Annotated in this window: 16 protein-coding genes; 13 read left to right on the top strand and 3 right to left on the bottom strand. The window is 62.6% G+C overall.

Annotation, left to right across the window (positions count from 1 at the left end):
- Positions 1 to 85 precede the first annotated feature (85 nt).
- Genes ACFPB1_RS11205 through ACFPB1_RS11190 form a run of 4 tightly spaced genes read left to right on the top strand, consistent with a single transcriptional unit; the run spans position 86 to position 7,001 of the window.
- Positions 86 to 718, top strand: a complete 633-nt coding sequence (locus tag ACFPB1_RS11205) for a DUF1906 domain-containing protein (RefSeq protein WP_379225110.1) — start codon at positions 86 to 88, stop codon at positions 716 to 718.
- A 4-nt stretch (positions 719 to 722) separates the two neighbouring features.
- Positions 723 to 1,721: a hypothetical protein gene (locus ACFPB1_RS11200; RefSeq protein WP_379225108.1), complete on the top strand. Its 999-nt coding sequence runs from the start codon at positions 723 to 725 to the stop codon at positions 1,719 to 1,721.
- Between the two features lie 38 nt (positions 1,722 to 1,759).
- Positions 1,760 to 3,301, top strand: coding sequence for a hypothetical protein (locus tag ACFPB1_RS11195; RefSeq protein WP_379225106.1), 1,542 nt, complete (start codon positions 1,760 to 1,762; stop codon positions 3,299 to 3,301).
- Positions 3,302 to 3,356: 55 nt separating this feature from the next.
- Positions 3,357 to 7,001 (top strand): hypothetical protein, encoded by a 3,645-nt coding sequence (locus ACFPB1_RS11190; RefSeq protein WP_379225104.1) that lies wholly within the window; start codon positions 3,357 to 3,359, stop codon positions 6,999 to 7,001.
- On the opposite strand, the gene ACFPB1_RS11185 is transcribed toward ACFPB1_RS11190, so the two are convergent.
- Positions 6,998 to 7,801: a S8 family serine peptidase gene (locus tag ACFPB1_RS11185; protein WP_379225102.1), complete on the bottom strand. Its 804-nt coding sequence runs from the start codon at positions 7,799 to 7,801 to the stop codon at positions 6,998 to 7,000. The genes ACFPB1_RS11190 and ACFPB1_RS11185 overlap by 4 nt on opposite strands.
- 242 nt (positions 7,802 to 8,043) lie before the next feature.
- Between ACFPB1_RS11185 and ACFPB1_RS11180 the strand changes: the two genes are divergently transcribed.
- Positions 8,044 to 8,481 carry an Imm26 family immunity protein gene (locus tag ACFPB1_RS11180; RefSeq protein ID WP_379225100.1) on the top strand — a complete coding sequence of 146 codons (438 nt, stop codon included), beginning with the start codon at positions 8,044 to 8,046 and terminating at the stop codon, positions 8,479 to 8,481.
- A gap of 416 nt (positions 8,482 to 8,897) precedes the next feature.
- Here the strand turns inward: ACFPB1_RS11180 and ACFPB1_RS11175 are convergent, their stop codons facing one another.
- Positions 8,898 to 10,055: a virulence factor gene (locus ACFPB1_RS11175; protein ID WP_379225333.1), complete on the bottom strand. Its 1,158-nt coding sequence runs from the start codon at positions 10,053 to 10,055 to the stop codon at positions 8,898 to 8,900.
- A gap of 350 nt (positions 10,056 to 10,405) precedes the next feature.
- Here ACFPB1_RS11175 and ACFPB1_RS11170 point away from each other — a divergent pair, with 350 nt between their 5' ends.
- The 5 genes from ACFPB1_RS11170 (at position 10,406) to ACFPB1_RS11150 (ending at position 15,860) form a co-directional block, all read left to right on the top strand.
- On the top strand, positions 10,406 to 11,332 hold the full coding sequence (locus ACFPB1_RS11170) for an MBL fold metallo-hydrolase (protein WP_379225097.1): 927 nt from the start codon (positions 10,406 to 10,408) through the stop codon (positions 11,330 to 11,332).
- Positions 11,333 to 11,415: 83 nt separating this feature from the next.
- Positions 11,416 to 13,038: an ABC-F family ATP-binding cassette domain-containing protein gene (locus tag ACFPB1_RS11165; RefSeq protein ID WP_379225095.1), complete on the top strand. Its 1,623-nt coding sequence runs from the start codon at positions 11,416 to 11,418 to the stop codon at positions 13,036 to 13,038.
- Between the two features lie 216 nt (positions 13,039 to 13,254).
- Positions 13,255 to 13,746, top strand: a complete 492-nt coding sequence (locus ACFPB1_RS11160; protein ID WP_379225093.1) for a double zinc ribbon domain-containing protein — start codon at positions 13,255 to 13,257, stop codon at positions 13,744 to 13,746.
- Positions 13,747 to 14,010: 264 nt separating this feature from the next.
- A complete protein-coding gene (locus tag ACFPB1_RS11155) occupies positions 14,011 to 14,262 on the top strand; it encodes a hypothetical protein (RefSeq protein WP_379225091.1) in 252 nt (83 codons plus the stop codon).
- A gap of 299 nt (positions 14,263 to 14,561) precedes the next feature.
- Positions 14,562 to 15,860: an SH3 domain-containing protein gene (locus ACFPB1_RS11150; RefSeq protein ID WP_379225089.1), complete on the top strand. Its 1,299-nt coding sequence runs from the start codon at positions 14,562 to 14,564 to the stop codon at positions 15,858 to 15,860.
- A gap of 99 nt (positions 15,861 to 15,959) precedes the next feature.
- On the opposite strand, the gene ACFPB1_RS11145 is transcribed toward ACFPB1_RS11150, so the two are convergent.
- The gene (locus ACFPB1_RS11145; RefSeq protein ID WP_379225087.1) at positions 15,960 to 17,075 is read right to left on the bottom strand and encodes an MGDG synthase family glycosyltransferase; all 1,116 of its coding nucleotides are present in this window, start codon (positions 17,073 to 17,075) and stop codon (positions 15,960 to 15,962) included.
- A gap of 176 nt (positions 17,076 to 17,251) precedes the next feature.
- On the opposite strand from ACFPB1_RS11145, the gene kapB reads away from it, so the two are divergent.
- The 3 genes from kapB to ACFPB1_RS11130 form a co-directional block, all read left to right on the top strand.
- Positions 17,252 to 17,638, top strand: a complete 387-nt coding sequence (gene kapB, locus ACFPB1_RS11140) for a sporulation phosphorelay system protein KapB (RefSeq protein ID WP_379225085.1) — start codon at positions 17,252 to 17,254, stop codon at positions 17,636 to 17,638.
- A 144-nt stretch (positions 17,639 to 17,782) separates the two neighbouring features.
- Complete coding sequence (locus tag ACFPB1_RS11135; RefSeq protein ID WP_379225083.1) at positions 17,783 to 18,373, top strand: TetR/AcrR family transcriptional regulator; 591 nt, start codon at positions 17,783 to 17,785, stop codon at positions 18,371 to 18,373.
- Between the two features lie 241 nt (positions 18,374 to 18,614).
- Positions 18,615 to 19,757 (top strand): YhgE/Pip domain-containing protein (locus ACFPB1_RS11130; RefSeq protein ID WP_379225080.1); only part of this gene is annotated, 1,143 nt, incomplete at its 3' end.

The following is a 19,757-nucleotide window of genomic DNA, read 5'->3' as shown; positions in this document are numbered from 1 at the left end:
GCGTAACTGCCTTCATGACAGTCATTCACGGTATAACAAATGTAGCAAGACCAATCCCGCATGGAACGCGAGAGGAGGAGCGCAAGTGGGAAAAGGACTCGATACGACGGTCAATTGCCAATCGCTCGCAAGAAGCATCAAGGAAGCCGGTTACGATTTTGTATGCCGGTATTACAACCGGAACAATCCGGGGAAGAACCTGACCCGCGAAGAAGCGGAGGCGCTGTCGGGCGCGGGACTGCACGTCGTCGCGGTATGGGAGAACGGCTACCCGACGTCGCCGGACTACTTCTCGTACGAAGCCGGCAAGAAGGACGGACGCGACGCGCACCGCTGCGCCCGTTCGATCGGCCAGCCAGCCGGTACGCCGATTTATTTCACGGTCGACTACGACGCGTCGCATGCCGACCTGTCCGGCGCCGTGAACCATTACATGCGCGGCGTGCTCGATGCCTTCCGGGATGAAGAAGCGGCCGGCGTCCGGTATGACGTCGGCATCTACGGATCGGGCCTGACATGCGGCAGCATGCTCGAGGCCTACGGCGGGAGCCCCGGCATCCGGTATGCGTGGCTCGCGGAATCGCGCGGCTGGAGCGGCTACGGCAAGTTCGAGCAGTGGAACATCAAGCAGCTGTCCGGCGCGAAGGTCGCCGGCATTCCGGTCGACACGAATATCTCGAACGGCGACGGCGGCGGCTTCAAAGTGGAAGGAGCGTGACCGGATGGCGGAACTGCGGCTCTCCCCGCTGCCGCGAAAGGTCGGACTGACCGGATTCGTCGGGCTTCTCGGCATTATCGTATTGATGCTCGTGCTTCCCAGCCTCCTCGTTCACGCGAATTTGACGAAGCCCGAGACGCGGAAGCTGGTCGCCCAGCTGGACCGGGAGCTGTTCGGGAAGGTGCTGACGGAGCAGGAGGCTGCCGACGAACAAGTGATGAAAGCGGCAGCGAACCGGATCTTGGCCGCCGCGAGCGCACAAGGCGGCAGCGCGCCGGTATTGTCCGATGCCCAACAGCAGCTGGCGGCGGACTTGAACGAACGAATGAGCGCCGGACAAGGCGCGCTGTGGATCGCGTCGCTTCTGCTGATGGCCTGCTTCTTCCTGATCGTCAGCCTTCGCATTACCGGCAAGCCCTTCGGGCTCCTCGTCAACGAACGCAATCTGATGGACCTCTCGCGGTTTCAGACGGTGCTCTGGACGATTGTGCTGCTGTCCGCCTACTACACGGCAGCTTCGCTGCGCATCTACGGTCTGCCGGATAGCGTGGAGGCACTGAACGTCGCGCTGGATTGGCATCTGTGGGCGCTGATGGGCATCAGCTTCACCTCGCTCGTCGCCACGCCGCTGATCCACATGAACAAGCAAGCCAAGACGGTCGCGGACGACGAAGCGGCGAAGCTGCAGCCCGCCGCGGTCGCGGGCAGCGACGGCATCTTGAACGTCCGGCCGAACTTTGAGGGTGCGTCTTGGACGGATCTGTTCAAGGGCGATGAGCTGAAGGACGCCGCGTACGTCGATATCGCCAAGCTGCAGATGTTCTTCTTCACGCTCGTCGCCGCGCTCAGCTACGCTGCGCTGCTGCTGCAAATGTTCGGCAGCCGGGCACCCGGCGCGATCACGGAATTCCCGGCGGTCAGCGAAGGGCTGCTGGCGCTGCTCGGCCTCAGCCATGCCGGGTATCTGACCAGCAAGTCGATCGACCGGACGAAGAGCGCGTAAGCATCACCAACCCGAATTCATAGAAGGAGAGATGAACGATGAAAGACAGCCCGAACGTATTGACCGATTTCGATTTATGCCTCGCCCTTGCCCAGAAGGCGATCAACTCCCAAATGGCCTATGCCTGGAAGGCATGGAAGCGCCGGAAACAATTCAGCGACACCTTGAGCCTGTATCCGTTGAAAGACGACGGCACTCCGTCCAAATTCGGCCTGACCGCCGTTCTGGCCCCGCTCGACGTGAGCCTGAACGTCGAGAACGGCAAGCTCGGCCAAGTGAAGGTCACGTTGACCCTCGCGTCCGGCCATGTCCATTATTTCGACGAGGATCAGGAAGAAGCGGCCGATCAGGAGATCTCGAACTGGAGCGTGTCCTTCATTACCGATCTGGATAAGAAGCCCGTGGACCTCGCGGCGCTGGCCGCCATCGACCCCGACGCGCATGACGTCGCCTCGCAGCTGATCGCCGGCAGCGGCTTGCCCGACAGCGTCTTTGCGATCGAATATTTGTTCATGAAATTGACCGAGGTCGACCTGCTGCTCGCGGACAACAAGAATGTGAACATTCCGGCGAACGTGAACGCGTCCGCGCGGACCAAGGCGCTCAGCAGCTTGAATCATTTGCTGCAAGGCGACATGGGCGAGTTCATGCTCGGGACCGTCGTCCGGCGCAATACGCTGCACCCGGCGCCGACCTTCGCAATGACGGATTTCCTCTTCGACGTGCACGCCAACTGGACGAATGGCGATGCCGCGACCCTCAGCTACCTCGGCGTGTTCGCGGGCCGGAGCCTGCCAAGCGATAGCAGCGCGGCCCGGCTCAAACTAACCGGCGATTGGGTCAGCCCCGGCATGATCGACGGAAGCGAAGCGCTCGTATCCGGCGTGATGGCGATTCGCAAGGAGGTCTTCCTGGATCAATATTTGATGCCGCAATTCACGAAGGTACTGGGCGTCGCGCCGATCGTCGACGGCTTGAAGCGCCGCTTCACGGCAACGAACACCAAGCCCCATACGTCCACCGACATCGTGGACCGGAAAGTCGTGGATTCGCGAGGGTATTGGCTGGAAATCGCCATCGTCCCCGGACGCAACGCTTTGTCCATTACCGGCAGCATCGACGGCTCGTTCAAATATACCGAACATACGCTTGGCCCCGCCGGCATGGAGACGGCCCGTCTGGAAGCCAGCGGCAGCAGGGCGATCAGCGGTTCCGTCACGCTCTCGACGCCGGGCGGGACGTCGGCGTTCAGCGTCGATGCCGCGCTGAACTACACCATTGGCGACTTGCAGTCGCAAGAATCGGCCGGCGGCTTCGGCAAAGTCGAGAACGCGATGTCCTGGATTCCGAAGCTGCTCGGCATCAACAAGGGCACCTTGCTCGAGATGCTTGGCGAGATCGTCGCCGACAACGTCAATTCTCTGAATACCGCGCTGCAAACCGCGCTCGGCCACATCGCCGTCGACATGTCCCATCACCACTTCATTCCGCCGGGCGGAGGCGTGTTCACGTTCCAGAACCTCCGGTTCTCCGATCAGACCGGTGACATGATGTTCGACGTGATTTATAAAGCACCATAAACCGGCAGGACGCCGGCAACGATAGATTTCGATCGAAAGAAAGGGGATTCCCAAGATGAATAACCCGCGAGTCGTACGTTTCACCGCCAACGATCAAGCAGGCAAGCAGCAAGCTTTCACCGTATCCAACGATATCATGGACCATATCGAAGCGGCCCGGACCTTCGGCCGCGAAGACTTGGCCGATCCATCCGCGCACGGCCGTTACCAGAGGCGCGTGATCGCGCTTCCCGACCATCGGACCGGGGCGCTCGCGCCGATGATGCTCACGATCGGCAGCCAGAACGGCCTGTATCTCGTGCGCAACGACAAGGAAGCCGACAGCGGCTGGCGTCTGACCGACCTGGCCGCGCCGATAGCCTCCGCGGTCGGAGGCACGCCGCAAGTACGCGCCGTAGGCGCAGGCTGGACCGACGACGACCGGATCACGGTCGCGATCGCGGTCGATGCGGGCCCGGGTCAATCCCGGAGCCGCGTATTCGTCGCGTATAATCTATCCAGCGCGGCCGGCGATTGGAGCCGGATCGCCTGGACGGATTGCGGCACGAGGGAGGACGCGCGCGTCGAAGGCATCCGCGTGCTGGACGAAGGCGACGGGACGTGGACGGTCGCGCTTGCGGGCAGCGCGGGACCGAATGAAGCGATCTACCTGATGCGCAGCAATAGGACGCCTTCCTTCGCCGGCGCGCTCGCGTTCAATCCCGCCGTCACGCTGGAGGACGTGCTGGATTTCGAAATCGGCGTCCATCCGACCTACGGCAGCGGGCTGCACGTGCTCGGAATCGGCGGCGGCAGCCGGGTGCTGGCCTTCCGTCCGTTCCCCGAATACGACAACGCCGGCAAACCCGTCACGATTCCTCCGATCGTCGGGCTGCCTTGCCCGGCCGGCGCCAACGTGCTGGAGACGGGCTCGACGACGGCAGACGGGTCGAACCTCTATATCGGCGGGCAAGGCCTGCACCTGATTCCGGCCGCCGAGCTCGATAACGCGGAAGCCGCGCAGACGGTCCAGATCGCCGACGCGGCAGCGGCAGCGAACGTGCAGGACCTCGTTGCGGGCGAAGCCGCGGACGGCAGCGTTGCCGTATGGGCGCTGCTGCAAAACGGGGACTTGAACGTCGTGCGGCGTGCGGGCGATGCCGCTGAATGGGGGCCGTCGCTGCGGCTGAGGAGCGGCGTGCAGGAGATGGCGCCGATTCCGGGCGACCGCCATGCAGCCGCGTCGATACTGGTCGTGTATGCCGATGCGCGGGCCGGGCATGTGTGGCTGGACGGCACGGTGAACGCCTGGCAGGAAGCGCCGGTGCACGTCGCCGACCCGGATCAAGTCATGACGGTCACCTGTTACGGAACGACGCTCCGGCTGCTGGACGACGCCGGCGCGCCGAGACAGGGCGTCAACGTCTCCGTGACGGCCTCCGTGCTCTCCAGCGTATCCCTAAGCGGGAACGCGGTCCTGATCGGACCCGATCAGGCCGTGGCCGCGATCACCGACATGAACGGCGGGATCAACGTGTATAACCGCGTCCGGTCGCTGACGCCGGCCGTCTACCGCTTCACGATCGAAGGCATCGACGGACACGTCGACGTCAATCCGGCCTCCGGCGTGTTCGACCGGTTCCAATCGATGACCGCCGACGAGCTGCGCGGCGCGGTCGTCCGCACGCCGAACGGCGATGTGCCGCTGCTGCCGGACAGCTTCCGCACCGGTGCCGACCGGGCGCAGACGGACGCGGTCGCCGCCGCGCTGAACCAAGCGGCGAAGCTCGCCATGTCCGCGGACGGCTCCGCGCCGGACGTGCGCGCCGTCCCGGCGAACTCGCCGTTCAGCTCCGCATTGAAGCCGGGCGCGCTGCCCGATTCGTACCGCTGGGGCATTCAGGCGGACGGGAACGGGGTGCGGCTCGCGCATGACGACGTCATCTCGAAGCTGGTCGGCGCGGCAGAGAGCGCGGAGCGGTTCTTCGTGAATCTCGGCCATACGATCGCCGACTTCTTCGAGGGAATCGGCGAGAAGGTGAAAGAAACCGTGACCTTCGTGCTGCACAAGGCGGAAGGGGCGTTCCGGTTCATCTGCGCCATCGGGGATAAGATCAAGCATTTCGTGCTCACGACGCTCGAGGAAGCCGGCGCTTTCTTCAAGTGGCTGTGGACGCAGGTCAAGACGGGCATCGAGAAGATCTGGGATTACCTCAAGTTCCTGTTCCAATGGGAAGATATCCTGCTCGTCCGCAACGCGATGGTCGAGGCGACGGACGCCGCGCTGGCGTCGGTCAGACAGTCGGTCGGCAGTTTGAAGGCGCACGTAACGGACGGGTTCGGCAGCGCGATCGCCCAGATCGAGCAATGGCGGACGAACGGCGGCGCACCCGTTCCGGCTGAGCCGCGCCGTCCCGGACCGGGCCAGAGCGTCATCGACGAGCTGCGCAAAGCGGCGTCGCCGATCCAGAAGGTGTTGGACGACGTGCAGGGCAACAGCGTCGTCGGTTGGGTCACGCAGCGCATCGGGCGGCTGATGGACGATATCGTCCATGTGGAAGGTCCTTCTATTATGCAGGAAGCCATGGATGCGGCGGACCGGTTCGCGGAGGGGCTGCTCGGCGACGAGATTCAGGATCTGATGGCAACCTGGGATAAGCTGAAGGCCGATCTCAGCCAAGCGTTCGGCGGCAAGGTGCCGTCGCCGGGCGAAGTGAACTTCCAGACGATGAAGGATGCTATCGTCACGGTCGGGGCCGATCTGCTTGAAGGGCTGTTGATGGGGGTGCGCGACTTCGTCCTGCGCACGATCGATCTGATGCAAGACCTGATCGGCGTCGCGCGCGACGCGCTGTTTGCCAAGATCCGCTTCCCGTTCATCGAGAAGCTGGTGGAGCTGGTCGCGCCCGGCACTCATCTGGATACGTCGTTCCGAATGGTCGACGGCTTGATGCTGCTGTGCGCCGTACCGGCCACGATCGCCTACAAGCTCATTGCCGGCGAAGCGCCGTTCAAGAAAGGCAGCGTGATCGCGTTCCCGTTCGGAGACGTGACCGTGCAGTCCGGCGTTGACGAGCTGCGCAAGTTCACGTGGGTGGGCGGACTGACGGCCTCGTTCATCAAGCTGATCATTGCGGGCTATCAGGCGTACGTGCAGGGGAGCATCGCCACATCCAGCGGCAAGTCCGAATTAACGGATAAGTGGAAGCTGTGGCTCGGCGCGGGATTCGGAGCGGTCGGCGTCGTGGCGGAGAAGTTCGGCATGCACGTGGACAAAGGCGAGGAGGTCTCGGCGATGGAGTGGACGATGCTCGCCCTGTCCGGTCTGCTGACGTCCAAGACGGTAGCTTTCCTCCTGGCGGAAAACAAGCCCGAAGCCGATGCCAAGAAGCTGCGCAAAGTCGATTCCTTCATCGAGCTTGGGGGCAACGTCATTCATTTTATACTCCGGACGGCCGTCTTCGGCAAAGTCATCGACGATACGAACAAATCGGACTCGGACAACAAGGGCAACGAGAACCTGTCGGAAACGCTCGCTTGGATGCAAAGCTTGTTCGATCACGCCGGAAGCTCGCTGCTCGCGGCAGCGAACCTCGATGACGACGAAGAGACGAAAGCGCTGCTGCTCGTCGGCGGGGGCGCCGGTAAAGGGCTTTCCTTCGTGGTGAATATGGTTCGCGTGCCGATGGCGATGAATTCGGGACTCATGCTGACCAACTAGCCGAGCGCGAACGCGGCAGGGTTTATGACCGGCCACGCTAACCCGTTCTCGTCGAGGAGCTCCGTGCAGCCGGCGCGCAGCCGCTCCAGCAGCCGGTCCCCGGTCTCCTGCGGATAGGCATGCCGCAGCGCGGCGAAGCAGCCCGCGACGACGGCGGCCGCGCCGCTCGTCATGCCGGGTTCGCCGGGCAAGGCGAAGAAGGCGGTGCTGCAGCCGGTGTTCAGGCTGGCATGAAGGCGTTGGCTCGCTCCGGCGAGACCGGCGCCTTCTTCCGTTTCGGCCAGCGCGCCGACGCTGACGGTTTCCCGAATAATGGCCGGCCAGGCCATGCCGTGCGGGCTGCGGCTGCGATGCTCGGGATACCAGTTGCCGGCGGCCGTCACGGTAAGGATGCCGGATGCCCGCAAAGCCGCGATATGACGCTGCAGATTCGTGCCCCGCAGCGCTTCGTCGGATACGCGATGACTGGAATCCGCGAACGCGGCGCAGACGGCGCCGATTCCGAATCGATCGGCGTTGGCCAGGATCCAGGCGAAGGCATCCTCGATTCTCGCTTTGTCGCGGAGCGCGCCGCGGCGATCCTTTAATTTCACCGGCAGAATGCGAGCGGCCGGCGCGATGCCGGCGATCGTAGCGGCTACGGCCGTGCCGTGACCGACGTGGTCGGCGGTATCCGCTTCGCCGCCTTCGCCGCTTAGATTCAGGCCCGGCAGCACAACGGTACCCGGCGGAAGCTGCTCGGCATTCAAGCCGGAGTCTATGACGGCGATCGTGTTCGAAGAGGGGGAGGATTCGATCATGAGAAGACCTTCTTTCTTTCCGGTTCGTGGGCATGCGGGAGCGGGCTTGCTGGTTCACGCGGATAATCCGGTCGTCGCCATGCTTCACGAATATCGTACCATGAAAAGCCGCAGCTGCCGCGGAAAATCGTGAGGCAGCTGATCGCTGCCTTACGGACCGGGGACTGGGGTGGAATGGTAAACAGAACACCCGAGCGACGCGGAAACCGATTTTTTACTAGGTTGGAGGAGTAGTGTTACAGATGACACAAGGCGATAGAAGAAGCGTAAAGCTCGGAGATATCTATGCAATCCCGTTACCTGATGGTAACTATGCTTTTGGTAGAACTTTTTTGGATAGTGGACTTGCAATATATAAGCAAATTTCAAATCGCATCGATGATATTCCGGCGAGAGAGGAGTATCAATTCATTGTAGGCGTCTATCGATCAGCCTTAAAGTCGGGAGACTGGCCTGTCGTAGGAAACCGTCCGTTCCAAGATGAAGAAGAAGCTTGGCCTCCGCCAAGTTGTATAGTTGATCGCATTACCGGACAATATTCGATTTACCATAAAGGAGAAATTACAAAATCGACATACTCGGAATGTGAAGGGTTGGAAATAACTGCGGTTTGGGCAGCCGAGCAAATTATTGATCGAATAATGGGAGTTGAGAAGTGGCATAAAAACTTTAGAATGTAGCGAAGTGTTCAAGTTAAGTGCCAGTCGTCTGAATCAATCGGCGACTGGTTCTTTATTTTTTGGGGGTAGGAGGGGCAAAACAACGATACAATGGCCGACGAAGCGGTAGATTGGGCGCAAGAAGGTGACGGAGTAACCTACATGGTCGGGGAAACCGGAGCCTTAAGCGCAAGAGGCTGGTGCGGCAGCCTCGCCGGCGCCCGCCGGGCGACGGCGGCTTGACCGAGGCGCTATGCCCCTATGGCATAGGGTTGCAGCCAAGCTCGCTTTCCGCCGGCCGGCTCTCGCGCCCGAAGGCACGCGAATCCAGCACCGCCGCGCGCCACGCCGCTCCCGGTTACGCGCCTCCGCGTACCCGGCCGGGCGGCGCCGCCCGGCCGGGTACGTGTTAACGCTCCCGCGTAACCGCGCCGAGCCTAGGCTTCCCCGCCCTCGCGGCTGCGGGTCATCTGCTGCCAGACGGAGCCGGCGGCCTCCTCGCCGCGACGGATGCGCTCGAGCGCGATGCGCGCCTGCAGGCTGACCTCGTATTCCGGGTCGGCCGCCGCTTGCTCGAGCGCCTCGACGGCGGTCTCGTCGCCCGCCTCGTAGAGGAAGCGCGCGGCGCGCCAGCGCACCAGCTTGTTGCGGTCGCCGAGCGCTTCGATCATCGGGCCGATCGCGGCGGGGTCGCCCAGATCGGACAGCGTGTCGCCGGCGGTCCGGCGAACGGACGCCGAGGCGTCCTTCAGCGCCGCGAAGAGCAAGGGCATCGACTCCGGCAGGCGCAGCTCGCCGAGGTACACGACGGCGAGCCGCCGGATCGAGGCGTTGTCGTCCGCGATCGCCTTGGCGAGCGACGGCAGCATCGCCGGCTCCGGCGCCGTGCGTTCGAGCGCCTCGTAGCGGACCGACCAGTCCGGGTCCGCCATCCGCTCCGCGAGCGCCTCCGCGCTCAGCGGCGCGGGCCGCGCGGCCGGCGCGGCCGCGGCTTCGCCTTCGCCCGCGGCGCCGGCCGCGAGCGCCGCCTCGACGAGCGCGTCCAGCCGCTCCGCCGGGTACGCGGCCTCCAGCTCGCGGACGAGCTCCGCGGCGATCCCCTCCGGCTCGCCGTAGCGGACGCCGAGCTCCTCGAGCTTCCGCTCGCGGATCATCGACGCGCCGGCCGCGCGGGTCACCGCGTCCGTGAAGGCCGCGGGCATGGCGGCGCGGGTCTCGCCGCCCGGCGTGCGCACGCGCACCTGGATCGGGATCCCCCGATACAGCTGCACGAACGCGTGCGCCTCGCCGAAGGCGTCGGCCGCGCCGGGCCCGGCGGCGAGGCCGGCGTCGGCGTCCTCGCTCTGCAGCAGCTGCCGCGCCGCGGACAGGATGCGCTCCCAGTCCGCCCCCGGCTTCCGGTCGAGCGCGATGAAGTCCGCCGTGCGGAACAGTCCGCGCACGCCGTCGATGCCGAGCAGGCCGCGCAGCGGCTCCGGCGCGTTCGCCGCGTCGGCGGGGCCGTAGTTCAGGCGCACGCCGGGCGCGAGCTTCTCGTCGACGTTCAGCTTCATCGAATTGGGACTTGGCGTCGGTTCGATGCCAATCAGTTTCATCATGATCAACCTCCGTTATCGCGCGGCCCAGGGTCAGGCGCGCTTGCTTGTCCTCCCAGTGTAAACCACCGGGCGCCCAATCTCAATCCGCGAGCCGCTCCGCCCGCCGCCCGCCCCACCTGCCGCCCGGCTCAGCGCCGCCCCGCAAGCCGCCGGCCGCCCTGCCCGCCGCCGGCTGTTCCCTCTTTAACGTTTTCCGGGGCGACCCGGATTTTGGCCCGTCCGCGGTTTGATTAATCCCATTAAGCTTGGTATCTTGGAAAGAGCAGCAATAGAGCGGTCCGGTGCGGGTCCATTCCTCATCCGCAGCAGCGCGCCGGGCGGCTGGCACATGATTGAGTACGGGAGAGATGAGAGACATGCGCTACACCAACTTGAACCCTGACGCCGTGCCGAAGACGTTCCGGGAAGTCCGGCAGTGGCGCAGGGAACGCGCCGGCCGGATGAAGCGGAAGGACTACTCCTTCAAGGTGCCGGCCGTCGCCCCTGATCTGACATTCCTGCACGCCAATACGAGCGAGCCGGCGCTGACGTGGATCGGCCACTCGACGTTTCTGATCCAGCTGGCGGGTTTGAACATCGTCACCGACCCTGTCTGGGCCGAGCAGCTGGCCATCCACAAGCGGCTGGTGCCGCCGGGCGTCGCCATCGCCGACATGCCTCCGATCGACGTCGTCTTGATCTCGCATTCGCACTACGACCACCTGAACATCGCCTCGCTGAAGCAGCTGAGAGGGAGCAAGACGCTCATCGTGCCCGTCGGCCTCGCCGACAAACTGCGCCGCAAAGGCTTCTCGTCCATCATCGAGCTGGACTGGTGGCAATCGGCCTCTATCCGCGGCGTGCGGTTTCACTTCGTGCCGGCGCAGCATTGGACGCGGCGCACCTTGACGGACACGAATTCGTCCCGCTGGGGCGGCTTCGTCATGGAGCGCGAGCATGTGCCGACCGTCTACTTCGCGGGCGACAGCGGCTACTTCGACGGCTTCAAGGAAATCGGCCGCCGCTTCCCCGGCATCGACGTGGCGCTCATGCCGATCGGCGCCTACGATCCCGAGTGGTTCATGGGTCCGCAGCACGTCACGCCGGAGGAGGCGCTGCAGGCGTTCCGCGACGCGGGCGCGCGCCGGTTCGTGCCGATGCACTACGGTTCTTACAAGCTGGCGGACGATACGCCGCGCGAAGCGCTCGACCGGCTCGAGGCGGAAATCCGCCGGCTGCGGCTCGAAGCGGGCACGGTCCGGATTTTGCCGCACGGCGAAACCTGGCGATTATAGCAGAAAGACAGCATCGCTGCGCGTTTCTATGCTATAATGGAGTGATGGGTAACATTTATTAGCGAAGGACGGGATACCTGAATATGATCAGTACGAGCGGCATCACGCTTCGATACGGCAAGCGTGCGCTATTTGAAGATGTTAATATCAAATTCACGCCGGGCAACTGCTACGGCCTCATCGGCGCGAACGGCGCGGGCAAATCGACGTTTCTGAAGATTCTCTCCGGCGAAGTCGAGCAAACGAACGGCGAAGTCCACATCACGCCGGGCGAGCGCCTCGCGGTGCTGAAGCAGAACCATTACGAGTACGACGATTTCCTCGTGCTCGAGACAGTCATCATGGGCCATAAGAAGCTGTATGACGTCATGAAAGAGAAGGATGCGATCTACGCGAAGGCGGAGTTCACCGACGAGGACGGCATGCGCGCGGGCGAGCTGGAAGCGGAATTCGCGGACATGAACGGCTGGGAAGCGGAGTCCGAAGCGGCCGGCATGCTGAACGGCCTCGGCATCCCGCCGGAGCTGCACGACAAGAAGATGTCGGAGCTGTCCGGCAACGAGAAGGTCCGCGTCCTGCTGGCGCAGGCGTTGTTCGGCAATCCGCAGATTCTCCTGCTCGACGAGCCTACCAACCATCTCGACATGCAGTCGATCGAATGGCTCGAGAACTTCCTGGCCGGGTACGAAGGCACCGTCATCGTCGTCTCCCATGACCGTCACTTCCTGAACCAGGTGTGTACGCATATCGCGGACATCGATTTCGGCAAAATCCAGATGTACGTCGGCAACTACGACTTCTGGTACGAGTCCAGCCAGCTGGCGCTCACGCTCCAGCGCGACGCCAACAAGAAGAAGGAAGACAAGATCAAGGAGCTGCAGGCGTTCATCCAGCGCTTCAGCGCCAATAAATCGAAGTCCAAGCAGGCGACGTCCCGGAAGAAATTGCTCGATAAAATCACGCTCGACGACATTCGCCCGTCCAGCCGGAAATATCCGTTCATCAACTTCAAGCCGGAACGCGAAGCGGGCAAGCAGCTGCTGCTGACCGAGGGCTTGACGAAGACGATCGACGGCTCGACGATCATCGACAACTTGACCCTCGCGGTCAACAAAGGCGACAAAATCGCCCTCGTCGGCCCGAACACGCTGCCGAAGACGGTGCTGATGCAATTGCTCGTGGGCGAGGTCGATCCCGATGCCGGCAATTTCTCCTGGGGCGTGACGACGACGCAGGCGTATTTCCCGAAGGACAACTCGGCTTACTTCGACGGCGTCGAATTGAATCTCGTCGATTGGCTGCGCCAATATTCGAAGGATCAGGACGAGAGCTTCATCCGCGGCTTCCTCGGCCGCATGCTGTTCTCCGGCGACGAAGCGCTGAAGAAAGCGAGCGTGCTGTCCGGCGGCGAGAAGGTGCGCTGCATGCTCTCCAAAATGATGCTCTCCGGCGCCAACGTGCTGCTCATGGACGAACCAACCAACCACTTGGATCTGGAGTCCATCACGGCGCTCAATAACGGGCTGATCGATTTCGACGGCACGCTCATCTTCACCTCGCATGACCATCAGTTCGTGCAGACGATCGCGAACCGCATCATCGAGATTACGCCGAACGGCATCATCGACCGGATGATGACGTACGACGAATACCTCGAGAGCGACGAGATCAAGGCGCTCCGCGAGCGCATGTATCCGGCCGAATAAGCTTGCCGAAGCCGGCACTTAAGACAGACCGTACTCCCCGCGAGTACGGTCTTTTTGGTGTTCTCGCGCCTCCGGCGGACACATACGATAGGAGTAAGGCGGAAGTCTCGCATGAACCGCGGAGCGGCGCCGAATGAGGCGTGATTCGATAGGCCGGTTATGGTAAAATAGCGAAAGCGACAAAGCTAGACGAATTATTAAAGGAGTCGATGGAATATGTCCTTTTTCGATAAAGTCAAGCAGGGTGCATCGGACGCGGCCAAGAAAGCGCAGCAAACCGTCGAAATCACGAAGCTGAAGGCGCAAATCTCCGGCAAGGAGAAAGACATCGAGAAGCTGTGCCTGCAGATCGGGGAAGCCGTCTACCGCGGCCATCAAGCCGGCGACATCGCCGGGACCGAAGCGGAAGTGACGGAATTATGCCGCCAGGCGGATGAGCTGCATACGGAGATCAAAGTCATCGAAGAGCGGATCAAGTGGACGCGCAACGAGAAGACGTGCGCCTGCGGCAAAGTGGTCACGCTGGATACGAGGTTTTGCCCGGATTGCGGCACGCAGCTCGCGACCGAAGAGCCGAAGGTTGAGACGACCGTCGGCGAGATCGTCGTCATCTGCAGCCAATGCCACGCCGAGAACGAGCTGAACGCCAAGGTCTGCGTCACCTGCGGAACGGGATTGAACAACGGGGCGCCGGAGCATACGTTCTAGCATGTGCCCGGATTGGATAGGCGATACGCCGCCCTAATCGGGGCCGCATCGCATTCGAAAGCAAGCTTGGCAAGCGATCGCGTGCCGGGGTTGCTTTTTTTGCGCGCGGTTCAGGCGGGCGGAATCGGCAGACTGGCGATGGCCTCCGTGCCGTCCGGCACGAAATATAGGCAAAAGCGGATTCCCGATGGTGCTTGAACGGGTAATACCTGGATATATATAGGAATGAGATCGCGAAATTTCGATATTTGGGAGGCGGTTACATTGCTGGTACCCGTAGAATCCAAGCAAATTGCGTTCTGCTCGTACAACGAGGCGGAGTCGGCCTTGTACTTGTACTATCACACGGGCGACGTGGCCATCTTTTCATCGATCGGCAAGCAGGACTACCAGTCCGTAATCGATTCCCCGAACCGATACGACACGCTGATGAACCTGATGAAGAAGGGGCAATCGGAAGAGCAGGTGCAGGCCATGTTTCCGCAATCCAACAAGCGCGGCGGAAAATTGGCATAAATTACATCTCCGCGTGCCGGTTGGAGGAGAGCTAGGGCTTTAGACGCGCAATGGGACCGAATGTTAACGCGCGATGAACGGTTCGGAGCAAGAGATGACGGTAGTTCGGCAGGAGGGCGTCCCGAAACGGGGCGTCTTTTTTATTGGTTACCGTGCCGGATTGTGGTTCCTACAGCCTACGACTGATTTCGACAAATGAGGCGGGCGGACGATATGGTGCTTAAGGAGGGTTCCGTACAATGAAAACTGCAGGCAACAGGCCGGCGATCCATTGACTGAACCAGAAAGGAAGAGCATTCATGAAAAAGAGTACCGCAGCCTTAATGACCATGGTCCTGGGGGCCTCCTTAATGCTGCCGGCGGCGGCTTCAGCGGCATCGGCGGCTTCCGCCGCATCCGCCGCATCGCAGACCGTCGGGGAGATCCAAGCCAGCGTAAGCTTCCGGACCCAGCCTTCCACATCGTCCGATGTTACCCGATATTTGAAGCAAGGCGAGCAGGTCGTCATACTGGAGGAAGTGAACGCGTACTGGTACAAGGTGCAGGACGCGAAAGGCGCCGTCGGCTACATCTCTTCGAACGAGAAATACGTCGAGATCGTGGCGCAGAGCAGCGAGCCCGGCAGTACGGCGGGGACGATCGTCGCATCGGTGTCGCTGCGGACGGGCCCGTCGACGGACGCGACGCGCATCCGCTACCTGGCCAAGGGCGAGAAGGTGACGATCACGGGGCAGCCGAGCAGCTACTGGTACGCGGTGACGGCGGCGGACGGCACGAAGGGGTACGTCAGCTCGGACGAGCAATACATTAAGGTGACCGGCTCGCTGCCGGGCAACAACCCGTCGAACGGCAATCCGTCGAACGGCGGCGGCTCGGCGCCGGCCGAGACGCCTTCGGCCGCCAACGCGACGATCGTCGCATCGGTGTCGCTGCGGACGGGCCCGTCGACGGACACAACGCGCATCCGCTACCTGGCCAAGGGCGAGAAGGTGACGATCACAGGCGTGCCGAACGGCAGCTGGTACGCGGTGACGGCGGCGGACGGCACGAAGGGGTACGTCAGCTCGGACGAGCAATACATTAAAGTGACCGGCTCGCTGCCGGGCAACAATCCATCGAACGGCAATCCGTCGAACGGCGGCGGCTCGGGCAGCCACGACGCGCTCGTCGAGCGCGTCATCGCCGCGGGCATGAAATATTTGGGGACGCCGTACGAATTCGGCTCCGACCGCGATACGACGAAGACGTTCGACTGCTCGGACTTCGTACGCCAAGCGTTCCGCGAAGGCGCGAACCTCGTGCTCCCGTCCGATTCCCGCAAGCAGGGCGATTACGTGCGCGGCCTCGGCCACGTCGTCAAAGACTGGCATCAGCTGAAGCGCGGCGACATCATGTTCTTCATGGAATATAAGGGCACGAAGGCGTCCGCGTACGCCGGCGTCAACAAATCGTCCGAGACGATTACGCACTGCGGCATTTACCTCGGCGACGGCCGGATCCTGCACACATATTCGGTCGAATCCGGCGGCGTCCGCACGAGCGTCATTTCGGGCACGCATTGGGAGTACCGCTTCCTGTTCGGCGGGAGCGTCGTATAAGCAGGCAGCCGCAACGTTCCCACAATAACCGGACAAGCCCATACGGGGCTTGCCCGGTTTTTTTTGGCGCCCGGGGACCAAAACGGCAAAAAAAAGCCGTCACTGCATGAGCTGCAGGACGACGCGGGAGCATTCCATGGGGTTGTAGTGCTGATTGCGTTTATTTAATAAGTCGGTGCGGTGCTTAATGGATGAATACGGTTCTTGCAGGAGCTCGAACCATTTGTCGATCGTCTCGGTCGACTCCAGCATTTCGCCGAATCCGCTTGCAACGAAGTATTCGCAGTTGACTTCCTCCTGGCCGGGAATCGGCTCGTAGAAGAGCATCGGAATGCCTTTGCTGAGTCCCTCCGTGCAGGTCATGCCGCCGGGCTTCGTGATGAGCAAGTCGGACACGTCCATCAGCTTGTTGATTTCCTTGGTGAAGCCGAGCACCTTGATGTTCGGGTGCTGGAAGAGCGGGTCGGCCAGCATGCGCTCGCGCGCCTTGTCGTTGTTGCCGACGCAGTAGATGAGCTGCACGCGGTCCCGCCAGCGCGTCATGTAGCTGAGCAGATCGTCGCTGTACATGATGCCCCAGCCGCCGCCCATAATCAGAACCGTCGGCAGCGGCTTCAGATCGAACTGCGCCTGCAGCTCGGACTTGTCGTGCGTCTGCCAGAAGTTCGGATGGACGGGAATGCCGGTCACCTGAATCCGGCTCGCGGAGATGCCGCGGTCCGTCAGCTTCTTCTTGACCTCGTTCGTCGACACGAGGTATTTGTTAACCTCGGAGCTTGTCCACGTGCCGTGCGCGTCGTAGTCCGTAATGAGCGTGTAGAGCGGCGTGCGCAGGCCGAGCCGCTTCAGGCGGGAGACGACGGCGTTCGGAACGGGATGCGTGCAGACGATCAGATCGGGCTTCAGCTGCGCGATCACCTGCGACGTATGGGTATAGAATAACCGGTGCAGCGCCAGCTGCGTGAAGCGGTTGAGCGACTTCTTGTACTGGCGGCGATACACCATTCCGAGCAGCTTCGGCTGCTTCGTGACGGTCTTGCGGTAGGCGGACACGATCAGCGGACCGAGCACCGGGTTCAAAAAATTGCCCAGCTCGATCACGCGCGTCTGTATGGAGGAATCGAGCGCGCGCAGCCCGACGGCCAGCGCGTAAGCGGCCTGGGTATGCCCGGAGCCGAAACCCTCGGAGAGCAGCAACACTCGTTTTTTATGCATCATCTCACCTGCTTCTCATACCTGTTGAAAGAAACGTCGGTTTCTCTCCTTACCATATTACGACGGGCGGACGGTCAGCACAAGGACGGAATTGAGACTTGCGTATGATTGCGGCGTTAAACTATCCTAAAAGCGGAGCAAAGAGAAGCAGTTCATGAAGACGGGAGAGATCGGTTATGGCCGAGCAAGAGAAGCGTATGCCGGAGATCGGCTCAATCGTAGCGTTCGCGAATAAAACCGGACGTTATGCGGGCGAAGTGATGGAAATTAACGGATCCAGGGTGCTGGTCAAGACGCTGGCGGTCTTGAAGCATCCCGAGCAAGGCGACCTGCATCGCCCGTACGACCCCGACGCGCCGCTGTTCCACGAGCGCCGGGCGATGAGCTATACCGAGAAAACGTACGTCCCGCTGGGAGACATCGGGCCGTTCCCGGGCGAAGTGCCGGATTACAAGGCGTCGCTCATGGACGCGCTGCGGGCCGAGATCGAAGGGCTCGACCGGCTGCGCCGCTGGACGGAGCGGGGACTGGACAATTTGCGGCAGCTGGAGAAGGAATATTAGGGAGCGTAAGAAGCGAGGGCGGCAGGCAAGCCGCTTCTCGCGCATTAAAGTGACTAAATGACCATATTGTAATTTCGGTCAGTCGGTGCTATGATGACGATATAACGACGGAAATGCACGAATAACCGAAAGGGGCTGAGGCTCATGGCGGTGACCAAGAAGCCAGTGGATCGCAGGGCTCAGATCGTGGACGCGGCGGCGAAGTCGTTCGCGATGTTCGGCTACAAGGCGACGACGATGGAGCAGGTGTCCAAGATCGCCGCGGTCGGCAAAGGCACGATCTACACGTTCTTCGCCACGAAGGAAGAGCTGTTCGGCGAGATCATCGCCCAGCTGACCAAGGAGCTGCGGGCGCTGGCGGACCGGACGATCGACCGCGAACGGAATTTCTTCGACAACCTGTCGTCGGTGCTGCACGAGCTGCTGCTCTTCCGCGAGAAGCACGAGCTGATCGTGAAGCTGTCGCAGGAAGTGCGGGACATCGGCACGCCGATGGCGAAGGAAGGCATCGCCGAGCTCGAGCGGGCGATCGTCGCCTGCATTCAGCGGGAAGTCGAGCACGCGATGGGGAAGGGCGAGCTGCGCGCGGCCGATCCGCGGCTGACCGCGTTCGTGATGCTGCGGCTGTACGTGGCGCTGAGCACCGAATGGAGCCGGCAGCATGAGCCGCTGACCCGGGAGCAGATCGCCGAGTATTTCGGCGCCTTGATGCAAGGCGGCATGGCTCCCCGCTGAAGTCCAGCGGGCGCCGGAGAGTGAAGGGAAATGGAAAATGCTTTAAGCTAAACAGCCGCGTATGCGGCTTGTGTCGCGGAAACGCATTAAGCCTGGGCGGCAGCGGCAGAGCTAAGCCTCGGGCGCGGTCGGGAAACCAAAAAAAGCGGCAGCCGCTGCTTCTTTTTTTGAGCCATACTGACCGGAAGTACAAAACGGTCAATCATTCAGAATTGTAAATAGAGAGTGGAGGCGCGAAATCATGCTGGGTTTATCGTTATTCGGAAAGGAAATGGGCCGGATCTTCCGCAGCCCGAAGCTGCTGATTCCGATCATCGGGATCTTGTTCATCCCGATCATGTACAGCGGGATGCTGATCGGGGCGTTCTGGGATCCGTACGGCAAGCTGGACCGGATGCCGGTCGCGGTCGTCAATGCCGATGCCGGCGCGGATTTTCAGGGCAAGCCGCTCGCGGTGGGACAGAATCTCGTCGACGAGCTCAAGACGAACCAGACGTTCCATTGGACGTTCGTGGACGCGAAGCAGGCGGAGGACGGCCTGAAGCACGGCGATTATTATTATGTCATCGAAATCCCGGCGTCATTCTCCAAGCAGGCGACGACGCTGCTGGATCCGGAGCCGCATCCGGCGGCGATTCGTTACCTGACCAACGACAGCGAGAACTACTTGGCCGCGAAGATCGGCTCCTCCGCCATTGACAAGCTGCAGACGGAAATTTCGCAGCAGGTGACGAAGGCGTACGCCAAGGCGGTCTTCGGCAGCCTCGGCGAAGCCGCCGACGGCTTCGCGCAGGCCAGCGACGGCGCCGGCAAGCTGGCCGGCGGCGCGAAGGACGCCGAGCAGGGCGCCGCGCGGCTGCGCGACAACGTGGCGAAGCTGGCGAACGGCTCGAAGGAGCTGGCCGGCGGCATCGGCGCGCTGGATAGCGGAGCGGGCCGGCTCATGACCGGCACCGCCGCCGTCCGCGACGGCGCCGCGGAGATGTCCGCCGGCCTCGGCAAGCTGGAAGCCGCCGGCGGGGAGCTGAGCGGCGGCGCGTCGCAAGCGGCCGCGGCCGCGGCGTCGCTGGCGGACGGCCTGGCGGCCGCGCAGCAGGGCAGCGCCGATCTCGCCGGCGCGGCCGCCAAGCTGTCGGCGGCGCTGGACGCGTACGCCGCCGCGAAGCCCGATGCCGCGCAGGAGGCCGCGCTGCAAAGGCTCATCGCCGCCGCCCGCGACGTATCCGCGGGCGCGGCGAAGCTGTCCGGCGGCAGCGGCAAGCTCGCCGCCGGCGGGGCGCAGCTGCGGCAGGGGCAGGCCGCCCTGCAGCAAGGGCTGGCCGCGCTGCACGCGCAGCTCGCAGCCGCGGACAAGAGCGGCGCCGAGCTGGCCGCCGGCGCCAAG

Source organism: Paenibacillus sp. GCM10023250, assembly GCF_042653205.1.
Lineage (GTDB): Bacteria > Bacillota > Bacilli > Paenibacillales > Paenibacillaceae > Paenibacillus_Z.
The sequence above is the reverse complement of the archived record's forward strand: the minus strand, read 5'-3'. Positions and strand labels throughout refer to the sequence as shown.

What these genes read in the sequence shown, in the direction of transcription:
- ACFPB1_RS11200 (WP_379225108.1), top strand. Translation starts at nt 723, where the DNA reads ATGGCGGAACTGCGGCTCTCCCCGCTGCCGCGAAAGGTCGGACTGACC.
- ACFPB1_RS11195 (WP_379225106.1), top strand. Translation starts at nt 1,760, where the DNA reads ATGAAAGACAGCCCGAACGTATTGACCGATTTCGATTTATGCCTCGCC.
- ACFPB1_RS11190 (WP_379225104.1), top strand. Translation starts at nt 3,357, where the DNA reads ATGAATAACCCGCGAGTCGTACGTTTCACCGCCAACGATCAAGCAGGC.
- ACFPB1_RS11185 (WP_379225102.1), bottom strand. Translation starts at nt 7,801, where the DNA reads ATGATCGAATCCTCCCCCTCTTCGAACACGATCGCCGTCATAGACTCC.
- ACFPB1_RS11180 (WP_379225100.1), top strand. Translation starts at nt 8,044, where the DNA reads ATGACACAAGGCGATAGAAGAAGCGTAAAGCTCGGAGATATCTATGCA.
- ACFPB1_RS11175 (WP_379225333.1), bottom strand. Translation starts at nt 10,055, where the DNA reads ATGAAACTGATTGGCATCGAACCGACGCCAAGTCCCAATTCGATGAAG.
- ACFPB1_RS11170 (WP_379225097.1), top strand. Translation starts at nt 10,406, where the DNA reads ATGAGAGACATGCGCTACACCAACTTGAACCCTGACGCCGTGCCGAAG.
- ACFPB1_RS11165 (WP_379225095.1), top strand. Translation starts at nt 11,416, where the DNA reads ATGATCAGTACGAGCGGCATCACGCTTCGATACGGCAAGCGTGCGCTA.
- ACFPB1_RS11160 (WP_379225093.1), top strand. Translation starts at nt 13,255, where the DNA reads ATGTCCTTTTTCGATAAAGTCAAGCAGGGTGCATCGGACGCGGCCAAG.
- ACFPB1_RS11150 (WP_379225089.1), top strand. Translation starts at nt 14,562, where the DNA reads ATGAAAAAGAGTACCGCAGCCTTAATGACCATGGTCCTGGGGGCCTCC.
- ACFPB1_RS11145 (WP_379225087.1), bottom strand. Translation starts at nt 17,075, where the DNA reads ATGCATAAAAAACGAGTGTTGCTGCTCTCCGAGGGTTTCGGCTCCGGG.
- kapB (WP_379225085.1), top strand. Translation starts at nt 17,252, where the DNA reads ATGGCCGAGCAAGAGAAGCGTATGCCGGAGATCGGCTCAATCGTAGCG.
- ACFPB1_RS11135 (WP_379225083.1), top strand. Translation starts at nt 17,783, where the DNA reads ATGGCGGTGACCAAGAAGCCAGTGGATCGCAGGGCTCAGATCGTGGAC.